Genomic DNA, 12,785 nt, shown 5'->3' with positions numbered 1-12,785 from the left:
GCGGCGAGCAAGTTAGATTGAAAGGATTGCATTCACGACTAGAGTTATGGCAGAGCTGGAAAGAAAATGAATTATCAGAATGACGATTTACGTATCAAAGAGATCAACGAGTTATTACCTCCTGTAGCACTCCTTGAGAAATTCCCCGCCACTGAAAATGCCGCAAACACGGTTTCTCATGCTCGTAAAGCGATCCATAAGATCCTGAAAGGTAATGACGATCGTCTTCTGGTGGTGATTGGTCCTTGTTCTATTCACGACCCGGCAGCCGCGAAAGAGTACGCGGCCCGTTTGCTCACCTTGCGAGAAGAGTTGAAAGACGAGCTGGAAATCGTCATGCGCGTTTACTTTGAAAAACCGCGTACCACCGTGGGATGGAAAGGGCTGATTAACGATCCGCACATGGACAACAGCTTCCAGATTAACGACGGTCTGCGCATTGCGCGCAAGCTGCTGCTGGAGATCAACGACAGTGGCCTGCCGGCAGCCGGTGAGTTTCTGGACATGATCACGCCGCAATACCTGGCAGACCTGATGAGCTGGGGCGCAATTGGCGCACGTACCACGGAATCGCAGGTTCACCGCGAACTGGCGTCCGGTCTCTCTTGCCCGGTTGGGTTTAAAAACGGGACTGATGGCACTATCAAGGTAGCTATTGACGCTATCAACGCTGCCGGGGCACCGCACTGCTTCCTCTCTGTGACCAAATGGGGTCACTCCGCCATCGTTAACACCAGCGGTAACGGTGATTGCCATATCATTCTGCGCGGCGGCAAAGAGCCAAACTACAGTGCAAAACATGTGGCGGAAGTGAAAGTCGGTCTGGACAAGGCCGGGCTGCCACCGCAGGTGATGATCGACTTCAGCCACGCCAACTCCAGCAAGCAGTTTAAAAAGCAGATGGAAGTGGGGGCAGATGTCTGCCAGCAGATTGCCAGCGGTGAGAAGGCGGTGATTGGGGTGATGATCGAAAGCCATCTGGTTGAAGGTAACCAGAATCTGGAAGGCAGCGAGCCGCTTGTCTATGGCAAGAGCGTGACGGATGCCTGCATCGGCTGGGAAGATACCGACACGATCCTGCGTCAGCTGGCGAATGCGGTAAAAGCCCGTCGCGGCTGAATAATCAGGCACAAATAAAAAAGCGCGGAAGGTTCCGCGCTTTTTTTATGTCCGGCGAAAATTACTTCGCTTTACCCTGGTTCGCAACGGCCGCTGCTTTCGCCGCGATCTCTTCTGCGTTACCCAGATAGTAGTGTTTGATTGGCTTGAAGTTTTCGTCGAACTCATACACCAGCGGTACGCCAGTCGGGATGTTCAGTTCGAGGATTTCGTCTTCACCCATGTTATCAAGGTATTTCACCAGCGCACGCAGGGAGTTACCGTGAGCTGCGATGATCACGCGCTCGCCGCTTTTCAGGCGTGGCAGAATTGTTTCGTTCCAGTAAGGCACAACGCGATCGATGGTCAGCGCCAGGCTCTCGGTGGTTGGCAGCTCAGCGTCGGTCAGTTTCGCATAACGCGGGTCGTGACCCGGGTAACGCTCGTCATCTTTGCTCAGCTCTGGTGGGGTGATTGCGAAGCCACGACGCCACTGTTTAACCTGCTCGTCGCCATATTTCTCAGCAGTTTCCGCTTTGTTCAGGCCCTGCAGCGCACCGTAGTGACGCTCGTTCAGTTTCCAGGATTTCTCAACCGGCAGCCAGGCCTGATCCAGTTCGTCCAGCACGTTCCACAGGGTGTGGATGGCACGTTTCAGCACAGAGGTGTAAGCAAAATCAAAGCTGAAGCCTTCTTCCTTCAGCAGTTTACCTGCTGCTTTTGCTTCGCTTACGCCTTTCTCAGACAGATCAACGTCGTACCAACCGGTAAAGCGGTTTTCGTTGTTCCACTGGCTTTCGCCGTGACGCACCAGAACCAGCTTAGTAATAGCCATCTCTTACTCCTCAAGCATTTTTAGAATGATAACAATTCTCATTATATTGCCGTGGCGGTGCCACCAGCAACGCTTAACCCTAACCATAGCGAAAATAGTCTCTGAGTGTAAGATGCTTGTGAATCCAGGGTTATGATTTTGTCTGCGATCGGCGCTATTTTCAGCAAGGCGAGCAGAAAAAAGCCCTCCGACAGGAGGGCTGGAAATCAATGCGGGATAAAATGGTATTCCGTCACGCTGACGTACTCTTCTCCCGGGCGCAGCACACAGTCTGGCTGCGGCCATTCCGGATGATTGGGGCTGTCCGGCAGGAACTCGCTCTCCAGCGCCAGGCCTTGCCAGTCGCTATACTCATCGTGTTCGCGCGCCGTCGTGCCGCCAAGGTAGTTGCCTGAGTAGAATTGCAGTGCAGGGGCTGTGGTATACACCGTCATCTGCAGCTTCTCATCCGCAGACCAGACTTGTGCTGCAGGCTGGCTGATATCACTTTTTGCCTGCAGCAGGAAAGCGTGGTCGTAACCTTTCACCTTGCGCTGATCGTCATCGCTCAGGAAATCCTGGGCGATAGTCTTCGCGCTGCGGAAGTCAAAGCTGGTTCCGCTCACGTCTTTGAGGCCCTGATAAGGAATTCCCATCTCGTCAACCGGCAAATACGCATCCGCCAGGATCTGCAGCTTGTGGTTACGCACGTCGCACTGGTTACCGTCCAGATTAAAGTACGCGTGATTGGTCAGGTTGACCGGACACGGCTTGTCGACCGTCGCACGGTATTCAATGGCGATACGGTTGTCGTCGGTCAGCGTAAAGCGCGCGGAGGCGATAAGGTTCCCCGGGAAGCCCTGATCGCCATCAAGCGAATCCAGTGAGAACAACACTTCCCCATCGTTTTGCCGAACAATCTTCCAGCGGCGTTTATCAAACCCGTCCGGACCGCCGTGCAGCTGGTTCTCACCCTGGCTTGGAAGCAGAGAATACTCCACGCCGTCGAGTTCAAAATGGCTCTTCGCGATGCGGTTAGCGTAGCGCCCTACAGACGCGCCCAGATAGGCGGACTGATTGACATACTGTTCAGGCGAGGCACAGCCGAGCAGGGTTTCGCGCACGCTGCCGTCCGGCATCGGTACGCGGGCAGAAAGAAGGGTTGCACCCCAGTCCATCAGCGTAACCACCATCCCCGCGCTGTTGCGCAGGGTTAACAGGCGATACGGCAGACCATCCGGTGCAAGGGTAGGTGTTTCGTTTAGCACTGTCCGGCTCCTTGTGATGCTTTACACACGTAGAACGTTTCTTTAATACCTGTTTTCGCTTCGTATTGTTTCTCTACCGCCTGCTGGACGGCAGGAACCAGTTCTTCCGGCACCAGGGCAACAATGCAGCCACCGAAGCCACCGCCGGTCATACGCACGCCACCTTTCTCGCCGATGGTGGCTTTGACGATGTCCACCAGGGTGTCAATTTGCGGAACGGTGATCTCGAAATCATCGCGCATGGAGGCGTGCGATTCCGCCATCAACTCACCCATACGTTTCAGATCGCCTTTCGCCAGCGCGGACGCGGCTTCGACGGTTCGGGCGTTCTCCGTCAGCACGTGACGAACGCGTTTGGTGACGACCGGATCCAGCTCGTGGGCCACCTTATTGAATTCATTAAGCGTCACGTCGCGCAGGGCGGGTTGCTGGAAGAAGCGCGCACCGGTTTCGCACTGCTGGCGGCGGGTATTGTACTCGCTCCCCACCAGCGTGCGTTTAAAGTTGCTATTGATAATAATGACCGCGGCGCCTTTTGGCAGCGGAACGGCTTTGGTGCCAAGCGAGCGGCAGTCGATCAGCAGCGCGTGCTCTTTTTTGCCCAACGCGGAGATCAACTGATCCATAATGCCGCAGTTGCAGCCCACGAACTGGTTTTCTGCTTCCTGACCGTTCAGAGCGATTTGCGCGCCATCCAGCGGCAGATGATAAAGCTGCTGGAACACGGTTCCCACGGCGACTTCCAGAGAGGCAGAGGAGCTTAAGCCTGCCCCCTGTGGTACGTTGCCACTGATAACGAGATCGGCGCCGCCAAAGTTCTTGTTACGTTTCTGCAGGTGCTTCACCACGCCGCGTACGTAGTTAGACCACTGCTGGCTGTCGTGCGTCACAATCGGGGCATCGAGGGAAAACTCGTCCGTTTCATTATCATAATCCGCCGCAATCACGCGGACGTTGCGGTCGTTACGCTTTGCACAGCTGATGACGGTCTGGTAATCGATGGCGCACGGCAGCACGAAACCGTCGTTATAGTCGGTGTGTTCACCGATCAGGTTAACGCGGCCAGGTGCCTGGATAACGTGGGTGGCAGGGTAGCCAAATTTTTCAGCAAACAGGGATTGTGTTTTATCTTTCAGACTCATTTTTTTAGACTCCTGATTCGCGATAGTGGACGTCGCTAACGGCACGCAGACGTTCTGCCGCCTGTTCCGCCGTCAGGTCACGCTGCGTTTCCGCCAGCATTTCATAGCCCACCATAAATTTACGTACCGTCGCAGAACGCAGCAGCGGCGGATAGAAATGGGCATGCAACTGCCAGTGTTGATTCTCTTCGCCGTTAAACGGTGCGCCGTGCCAGCCCATGGAGTACGGGAAGGAGCACTGGAACAGATTGTCATAACGGCTGGTCAGTTTTTTCAGTGCCAGGGCAAGGTCGTCGCGCTGCACGTCGCTAAGATCCGTAATGCGCTGCACGTGAGCTTTTGGCAGCAACAGCGTTTCGAAGGGCCAGGCAGCCCAGTAAGGCACCACGGCCAGCCAGTGTTCGGTTTCCACCACGGTGCGGCTGCCATCGGCCAACTCACGTTGGGTGTAGTCCAGCAGCATCGGGGAACCGTTTTCCGCGTAATAGGCTTTTTGCAGGCGGTCTTCACGTTCGGCTTCGTTGGGCAGGAAGCTGTTCGCCCAGACCTGGCCGTGCGGATGGGGGTTCGAGCAGCCCATGGCCGCGCCTTTGTTTTCGAACACCTGCACCCACGGATAGCTCTGCCCAAGCTCGGCGGTTTGCGCCTGCCAGGTGCTGACGACTTCTTTCAGCGCGTCCACGCTCAGTTCTGGCAGCGTTTTGCTGTGATCGGGCGAGAAGCAGATCACGCGGCTGGTTCCGCGCGCGCTTTCGCAGCGCATCAGCGGATCGTGGCTTTCCGGCGCGTCCGGCGTGTCGGTCATCAGGGCGGCAAAATCGTTGGTAAAGACGAAGGTGCCTTTGTAGTCCGGGTTTTTATCTCCGGTGACGCGGGTGTTGCCCGGACACAGGAAGCAGTCCGGGTCATGCTGTGGCAGCGTCTGTTTCGCAGGCGTCTCTTGCGCCCCCTGCCAGGGGCGCTTGGCGCGATGCGGAGAAACTAAAATCCATTGCCCGCTTAACGGGTTAAAACGACGATGCGGATGATCGACGGGATTAAATGAAGTCATGACGGATCCTTAGTCCGGATAACCTTGTGGGTGGCGGGACTGCCAGTGCCAGGTATCCTGTGCCATTTCATCCAGCGTGCGGGTCACACGCCAGTTAAGCTCTTTATCGGCTTTGGTGGCATCGGCCCAGTAAGCAGGGAGGTCACCCTCACGACGCGGTGCGAAGTGATAATTGACCGGCTTACCGCAGGCTTTGCTGAAGGCGTTAACCACATCCAGCACGCTGCTGCCAATACCGGCGCCGAGATTGTAAATATGCACGCCTGGCTTATTTGCCAGTTGCTGCATGGCCGCCACGTGCCCGTCGGCCAGATCCATAACGTGGATGTAATCACGCACGCCGGTGCCATCTTCGGTTGGATAGTCGTTACCAAAAATCGCAAGTGAGTCACGACGGCCCACCGCTACCTGCGCAATATACGGCATCAGGTTATTCGGAATGCCCTGTGGATCTTCACCCATATCGCCTGACGGATGGGCGCCGACCGGGTTGAAGTAGCGCAGCAACGCGATGCTCCATTCCGGCTGCGCTTTTTGCAGATCGGTCAGGATCTGTTCCACCATCAGTTTGCTTTTGCCATACGGACTTTGCGGCGTACCGGTTGGGAAGCTTTCAACGTAAGGGATTTTTGGCTGGTCACCATAGACGGTGGCGGATGAGCTGAAGATAAAGTTTTTAACGTTTGCCGCACGCATGGCGGAGATAAGACGCAAGGTGCCGTTGACGTTGTTGTCGTAATACTCCAGCGGTTTCGCAACGGATTCGCCGACCGCTTTCAGACCGGCGAAGTGGATCACCGTTTCAATGGCGTGGTCGTGAAGGATCTCGGTCATCAGCGCTTCATTGCGGATGTCGCCTTCCACGAACGTTGGCTGTTTCCCGCCAAGACGTTCAATCACAGGCAGCACGCTGCGCTTACTATTGCACAGGTTGTCGAGGATTATGACATCATGACCATTTTGCAGCAGTTGCACACAGGTATGACTTCCTATGTAACCGCTACCACCTGTTACCAGAACTCGCATATTTCGCTCCATTGGGCTTATGGTATGTAATAACCATAGCATAACAGAGTCGCTAAAAGTGTGACATGGGATAAAATAGTGGAATCGTTTACACTGTTTTTAAATACCGATTTTCTGATGTCGTGTGGCATTGTAGATCAAAGGGATAGAGATGTCTTAATGCAGGTTATCTGAAAAACGGAGGGCGGCGCCCTCCGGAGTTTAGTCGATTTTGCTTAGCAGATAATCATAGCGTTCACCGTCAGGGACAAACTCCAGGCGGTGCGTGATGCAGGAGGGGGCATCTTCGGCATGGTGTGAAACAAACAGCAGTTGCGTTTCGCCTTCACTAATGAGGACATCCACAAAGCGGCGGATTAACTGTCGGTTCAGCGGGTCCAGTCCCTGCAGGGGTTCATCGAGGATCAGAAGCGTAGGATGTTTCACCAGGGCGCGAACGATCAGCGCCAGCCGCTGCTGCCCCCACGACAGGCTATGAAACGGCGCGTCAGCGACCCGGGTATCCATTCCAAGAATATCCAGCCATTGCTGAGCCAGCTTGTGCTGTTTGTCCGATACCGCCTGATAAATGCCGATGGAATCAAAATACCCGGAGAGGATCACATTGCGCACCGTTGTGCTGACCCGGTAATCGAGATGCAGGCTGCTGCTGACATAACCGATATGCTTTTTGATATCCCAGATGGTTTCGCCGCTGCCGCGACGCCGGCCAAACAGCGTGAGATCGTTACTGTAACCCTGCGGGTGATCCCCGGTGATCAGGCTCAGTAGCGTTGATTTACCCGCACCATTAGGGCCAACAATCTGCCAGTGCTCGCCAGGATTGACCGTCCAGCTGAGATGGTTAAGGATCGGGCGATCGTCATAAGAGACAAGGCCATCACACAGCACGATGCGCGGCTGGTGGGGATCAAGCGCATGACGAGCTGAAGGCGCGTCGGGTTCCGGAAGCGTGATTCCATCAAGCTGTTCACTGTGTGCGAGTTGCGCAATTAATGCCTGCTTAAGTAGTACTGATTTTTCGCCTGTTTCAGTCAAATTACAGTCGGCCAGCACACCTGCATTCTGGATGAAATCCGGAATTTCATCGAAGCGGTTAAGCACCAGCACAACGGTATACCCCTGCTGGTTAAGCGAAGCCAGCAGCGTTGCCAGCTGGGCGCGAGACTGCACGTCAAGACCATCGAACGGTTCGTCAAGGATCAACAACTCTGGTTCGCTCATCAAAGCCTGACAAAGCAGCGTTTTCCGCGTCTCGCCGGTTGAAAGGTATTTAAAGCGCCGGTCCAGCAGGGCGGTGATGCCGAACTGTTCTGCCAGGTGCTGGCAACGGGCGGGATCGTTCACCTCATCCTGAATAATTTCTGCCGTCGTACGGCCGGTATCTTCTTCGCCAGGGCTGAGTAAATCGGTGTTGTTACGCTGCCATTCGTCACTGACCAGCTTTTGCAGTTGTTCAAATGACAGACGTGTCAGGCGCGTAAAATGGCGCTGATATTCACCCTTGAGGAGAGGGAGCTCGCCGGCTAACGCGCGGGCAAGGGCTGATTTACCGCTCCCGTTCGTGCCGACAAATGCCCAGCTTTCACCTGCGCGAATTGCCAAATCGGCAATCGTCAGTGTTCGGGTATCGCTAAGACGAAACGTGCCTTGCGAAATATGCAATGATGACATGATTTATCCCATTTTTTGCAGCAACAGATGTCAGGGATACTCACTGTCGGTACGATTGTCAATGTGCTCAGCACAATGTGGCGATAATCACCCGGTCTGCGTTGAAATATGCGGTGACTACAGCACCTTCCTCTAATCCGTCAGCCTCGCTGAGCGGTACCGTCGCGCAGAGCATTTGTCCGTCCGCCAGGGTCATCAGCACTTCACACTGTTCCTCACCGCGTTCAATATGGGTGATTGCACCGTGAAGCTGGTTATCGGCTGCCTTAGCTGTATCGGGATTGCTCGTGATATTGACCCACGGCGCTTTCAGTAACACCAGCACCTCTTTACCTTCATCCAGCTCAAGACGTTTTGCACTCTGCGCCGTTATTGCGGCTTTCAGGCGGGTAGTCCCATCGGCAAGCAGGATCTCGATATGCTGCTGCACCTGGAGATTATCGCGTGCCGTTACCGTACCAAACCACTGGTTACGGGCGCTGGTTTGTAACGAGAAACGGGATATGGCAGCCAGCAAACTGTCCAGCGGGAGATTGTCGTCATCACTCAACACATCAAACGCTTTTTGCTGGATCTGGGCCAGGAGATCGTAAAGCTGAATCAGACGCTGCCCAAAACGCGTAACCACTGCACCGCCGCCGCCTTTGCCGCCTGTAGCTCTGTCCACCAGCGGTTGCTCGCTCAGGGTGTTCATCTCGTTGATGGCATCCCAGGCACTTTTGTAACTGATACCGGCGTTTTTTGCCCCCTGGCTAATCGAGCCTGTTTGTTCTATCTGTTTAAGCAGGGTGATACGACGCGGATCGGCGAAAAGCTTTTGCTGAAGTCGGAGAGTGAGGAGAATTTCGGCCTGCATAACAGTATCCTGGCAAAAAGAGTATTGTGACCCAAATGGTGCAGGGCGCAAAGGGTACCGCACAAAAGGGGATGTTTTTCTCACTTGAAAGGGTAGAATAAGCTATTCACAATCTCTGGAGAAAACCATGTTAGAGTTGTTAAAAAGTCTGGTATTTGCCGTGATCATGGTACCAGTAGTGATGGCCATCATCCTCGGTGCCATCTACGGCCTGGGTGAAGTGTTCAACGTCTTCTCGAACATTGGTCACCGAGACCAGGCTAAAAAGCAGCATTAATTCCCCACAAAACGCCCGGCCAGTCCGGGCGTTTTGCTCTCAAGATTTTCCCGTTTTCGCCGATAATATTTAACGTATCACACTGGTTTACCTCTTCAGCGGTACGATTTAACGCTGGGATCTCCCTGAAGTTATCGTTATATTAATGTGTATATAACGCTACTCACAGGAGTTAAAAATGGCAAGTACCTGGGTACGCCTTTTCGCAGGGGCAACGCTGACGCTTTCACTTACCGGCCACGCGCTGGCGGACGAGGGTAAAATTACGGTCTTTGCGGCGGCGTCGCTGACCAATGCGCTGCAGGATATCGCGGCGGCATATAAAAAAGAGAGAAACGTCGAGGTTGTCTCCTCTTTTGCGTCTTCCTCAACGCTGGCACGTCAGATAGAAGCGGGTGCGCCAGCGGATCTGTTCATCTCGGCTGACCAGAAGTGGATGGATTACGCGGTGGAGAAGAAAGCGATTGATGCGGCGACCCGCGAAACGCTGCTGGGGAATAGCCTGGTAGTGGTGGCGCCAAAAGCCAGCGCGCAGGCTGACATCACCATCAACAAAGAGACCAACTGGATCAGCCTGCTAAACGGTGGCCGCCTGGCGGTGGGGGATCCTGAGCACGTTCCTGCCGGGATCTACGCCAAAGAAGCACTGCAAAAACTGGGCGCATGGGAGACATTGTCACCGAAACTGGCCCCGGCTGAAGATGTCCGCGGTGCGCTGGCGCTGGTGGAACGCAACGAAGCTCCACTGGGTATTGTCTACGGTTCCGATGCCGTTGCCAGCAAAGGTGTCAAAGTAGTAGGTACCTTCCCGGAAGACTCCCACAAGAAAGTGGAATACCCTGTTGCGATTGTTGATGGACATAAAAATGCGACGGTTTCTGCCTTTTATGATTATCTGAAAGGACCAGAAGCCTCTGCAATCTTTAAACTTTATGGATTTACAACTCACTGATGATATTGACCGATCCTGAATGGCAGGCCGTGCTGCTGAGCCTTAAAGTCTCTTCCCTGGCAGTCGTGCTGAGTTTGCCCTTTGGGATCTTCTTTGCCTGGTTACTGGTCCGCTGTAAGTTTCCAGGCAAAGCCCTGCTGGACAGTGTGCTTCATCTTCCCCTCGTGTTGCCGCCCGTGGTGGTCGGTTATCTGTTACTGATTTCAATGGGACGTCGCGGTTTTATCGGTGAGAAACTCTATGACTGGTTTGGGCTGACGTTCGCTTTTAGCTGGCGCGGAGCGGTGCTGGCGGCGGCTGTGATGTCATTCCCTCTGATGGTCAGGGCTATCCGTCTGGCGCTGGAAGGGGTGGATCTCAAACTGGAACAGGCGGCCCGCACGCTGGGCGCCGGGCGCTGGCGCGTCTTCTTTACCATTACGCTACCGCTAACATTACCCGGTATTATTGTCGGTACGGTGCTGGCTTTTGCCCGCTCGCTGGGCGAGTTTGGTGCGACCATTACCTTTGTGTCGAACATCCCCGGTGAGACGCGAACAATTCCGTCGGCCATGTATACCCTGATTCAGACGCCAGGTGGAGAAAACGCCGCAGCGCGACTGTGCATCATCTCAATCGTATTAGCGCTGGTATCATTGCTGGTGTCGGAATGGCTGGCGCGACTCAGTCGTGAGCGGATGGGGAAATAGTCATGCTGGAGCTTCAATTTACCCAGATGCTGGGAAATCATACCCTGACGATTAACGAGACGCTGCCAGCCAGCGGCATTACCGCCATCTTTGGCGTGTCTGGCGCGGGGAAAACGTCGTTGATTAATGCGATCAGCGGCCTGACCCGCCCGCAATCAGGGCGCATTGTATTAAATAACCGCGTCTTAAATGACGTGGAAAATAAGGTATATCTTTCGCCGGATAAACGCCGTATCGGCTATGTTTTTCAGGATGCACGATTATTCCCGCACTACAGCGTGCGCGGGAATCTGCGTTACGGCATGGCGAAAAGCATGGCCGGGCAGTTTGATAAGCTGGTGACCCTTTTAGGGATTGAACAGCTGCTAGACAGGCTGCCATCCTCGCTTTCCGGCGGTGAGAAACAGCGTGTGGCGATTGGCCGCGCGTTGCTGACCGCGCCAGAGTTGCTGTTGCTCGATGAACCGCTGGCCTCGCTGGATATTCCGCGTAAACGTGAACTCCTGCCGTATCTGCAGCGCCTGACGCGCGAAATTAATATTCCGATGCTCTACGTTAGCCACTCGCTGGATGAGATCCTGCATCTGGCTGATAAAGTGCTGGTGCTGGAAGAGGGCAGCGTTAAGGCCTTCGGCAACCTGGAAAAGGTGTGGGGCAGCAGCGTGATGCACCCCTGGTTACCCCGGGAGCAGCAGAGCAGCATCCTCAAAGTCAGTGTGCTGGAACACCATCCACATTACGCAATGACCGCGCTGGCACTGGGCGATCAGCATCTGTGGGTCAACAAAATCGACAAACCGCTGCAGTCTGCGCTACGTATTCGCATTCAGGCGTCGGATGTTTCGCTGGTGCTGCAACCGCCGTTGCAGACCAGTATTCGAAATATTCTGCGTGCGAAAGTGGCGGAGTGTTTTGATGATAACGGCCAGGTAGAAGTAAAGCTTGAGGTCGGCAGCAGGACGCTCTGGGCGCGTATCAGCCCGTGGGCCAGAGATGAATTAGGGATCAAACCCGGCCTGTGGCTTTACGCGCAAATTAAGAGCGTCTCGATCACCGCCTGATTACAGCAGGTGGGTATAAATGTACTGCGCGATGCTGTCAGTGGTGTTATCGCCAATCACCACGTTAGCGCGCGCTTTCACTGCATCATCGGCATTGCCCATCGCCACGCCGGTTCCGGCGGCTTCCAGCATGCTGATGTCGTTGTAGTTGTCGCCGAAGGCGATCACGTCACGCATCGACCACCCCTGAGATTCCACATACTGTGTCAGACGCTTGCCTTTGCTGTTACCTTTGCGGGCGATATCAACCTGGTCATGCCAGGACCATTCACACTCCAGGCCAAGAGTTTCTTCCACATGTTTTGCGAAGGTATTCAGTTTGGTGGTGTCTTCATCCGTCAGCGCGAATTTCCAGATAGCATCAACATCCTGCGCGGCCTGGCGCAGCGAGGATACCTGGGTAAAGACCGGACGCTGGGCTTCAGGCAGGGACTGCGCCCAGTTGCTGGTGCGGATCACATGTCCGGTCGGGCGTTCATAGACCATCGCGTTATCCACATACATCAGGCCGTGTACGGCGTGTTCATCCAGCAGATCAATCAATTGCAGCGCCTGAGGAACCGGCAGCGGGTCGGATGCCAGAACATTTTTTGCCTGATAATCATACAAATAAGTGCCATTACAACAAATTGCAGGTGTATCTAACGCCAGTGCCTGATAAAAAGGGTGAATGGCAACGTGATGTCGACCCGTTACGATAAGGAGTTGATATCCCACTTCCTGCGCGCGTTTAAGCGCTTCAAGGGAGGAGGGGAGAAGGGTTTTTTGCGGCGTCAGTAAGGTACCGTCTAAATCCAGAGCAATCACACGCGAGGTCATTTGTTTTTCCGGGTTAATATTGAATTTACGTTTTGATGGGATGGTACACCGAGAGGCG

13 protein-coding genes are annotated in these 12,785 nt (G+C 54.5%); 5 read left to right on the top strand and 8 right to left on the bottom strand.

Features of this window, described 5'->3' with window-relative positions:
• Positions 1-66 precede the first annotated feature (66 nt).
• Positions 67-1,119 carry a 3-deoxy-7-phosphoheptulonate synthase AroG gene (gene aroG / locus AC0XWG_RS00405; protein ID WP_134707325.1) on the top strand — a complete coding sequence of 351 codons (1,053 nt, stop codon included), beginning with the start codon at positions 67-69 and terminating at the stop codon, positions 1,117-1,119.
• 61 nt (positions 1,120-1,180) lie between these two features.
• Here aroG and gpmA read toward each other — a convergent pair whose 3' ends face one another.
• The 7 genes from gpmA to modE form a co-directional block, all read right to left on the bottom strand.
• A complete protein-coding gene (gene gpmA / locus AC0XWG_RS00400) occupies positions 1,181-1,933 on the bottom strand; it encodes a 2,3-diphosphoglycerate-dependent phosphoglycerate mutase (protein ID WP_028019417.1) in 753 nt (250 codons plus the stop codon).
• Between the two features lie 206 nt (positions 1,934-2,139).
• Positions 2,140-3,180 carry a galactose-1-epimerase gene (gene galM, locus AC0XWG_RS00395; protein WP_475680268.1) on the bottom strand — a complete coding sequence of 347 codons (1,041 nt, stop codon included), beginning with the start codon at positions 3,178-3,180 and terminating at the stop codon, positions 2,140-2,142.
• Positions 3,174-4,322 carry a galactokinase gene (gene galK, locus AC0XWG_RS00390; RefSeq protein ID WP_475680267.1) on the bottom strand — a complete coding sequence of 383 codons (1,149 nt, stop codon included), beginning with the start codon at positions 4,320-4,322 and terminating at the stop codon, positions 3,174-3,176. Before galK ends, galM begins: the two co-directional genes overlap by 7 nt.
• 4 nt (positions 4,323-4,326) lie before the next feature.
• Entirely contained in the window at positions 4,327-5,373 is a 1,047-nt protein-coding gene (gene galT / locus AC0XWG_RS00385) for a galactose-1-phosphate uridylyltransferase (RefSeq protein WP_128347830.1), read from the bottom strand.
• Between the two features lie 9 nt (positions 5,374-5,382).
• The gene (gene galE, locus AC0XWG_RS00380; protein WP_128347831.1) at positions 5,383-6,399 is read right to left on the bottom strand and encodes a UDP-glucose 4-epimerase GalE; all 1,017 of its coding nucleotides are present in this window, start codon (positions 6,397-6,399) and stop codon (positions 5,383-5,385) included.
• 201 nt (positions 6,400-6,600) lie between these two features.
• Positions 6,601-8,073 carry a molybdate ABC transporter ATP-binding protein ModF gene (gene modF / locus AC0XWG_RS00375; protein WP_208593813.1) on the bottom strand — a complete coding sequence of 491 codons (1,473 nt, stop codon included), beginning with the start codon at positions 8,071-8,073 and terminating at the stop codon, positions 6,601-6,603.
• Positions 8,074-8,140: 67 nt separating this feature from the next.
• A complete protein-coding gene (modE, locus tag AC0XWG_RS00370; protein ID WP_108090569.1) occupies positions 8,141-8,929 on the bottom strand; it encodes a molybdenum-dependent transcriptional regulator in 789 nt (262 codons plus the stop codon).
• 127 nt (positions 8,930-9,056) lie between these two features.
• Here modE and AC0XWG_RS00365 point away from each other — a divergent pair, with 127 nt between their 5' ends.
• The 4 genes from AC0XWG_RS00365 to modC all read left to right on the top strand — a co-directional run bounded on the left by AC0XWG_RS00365 (position 9,057) and on the right by modC (position 11,908).
• On the top strand, positions 9,057-9,206 hold the full coding sequence (locus tag AC0XWG_RS00365) for an AcrZ family multidrug efflux pump-associated protein (protein ID WP_008501118.1): 150 nt from the start codon (positions 9,057-9,059) through the stop codon (positions 9,204-9,206).
• Between the two features lie 178 nt (positions 9,207-9,384).
• Positions 9,385-10,158, top strand: coding sequence for a molybdate ABC transporter substrate-binding protein (gene modA, locus AC0XWG_RS00360; RefSeq protein ID WP_475680266.1), 774 nt, complete (start codon positions 9,385-9,387; stop codon positions 10,156-10,158).
• Entirely contained in the window at positions 10,158-10,847 is a 690-nt protein-coding gene (gene modB / locus AC0XWG_RS00355) for a molybdate ABC transporter permease subunit (protein ID WP_028019409.1), read from the top strand. The genes modA and modB overlap by 1 nt, the downstream gene beginning before the upstream one ends.
• Before the next feature lie 2 nt (positions 10,848-10,849).
• Positions 10,850-11,908, top strand: coding sequence for a molybdenum ABC transporter ATP-binding protein ModC (gene modC, locus AC0XWG_RS00350; protein WP_475680265.1), 1,059 nt, complete (start codon positions 10,850-10,852; stop codon positions 11,906-11,908).
• Here modC and AC0XWG_RS00345 read toward each other — a convergent pair whose 3' ends face one another.
• Positions 11,909-12,727 carry a pyridoxal phosphatase gene (locus AC0XWG_RS00345; protein ID WP_475680264.1) on the bottom strand — a complete coding sequence of 273 codons (819 nt, stop codon included), beginning with the start codon at positions 12,725-12,727 and terminating at the stop codon, positions 11,909-11,911.
• Positions 12,728-12,785 lie beyond the last annotated feature (58 nt).

This window comes from Enterobacter sp. DVT3837 (assembly GCF_056238685.1).
The sequence above is the reverse complement of the archived record's forward strand: the minus strand, read 5'-3'. Positions and strand labels throughout refer to the sequence as shown.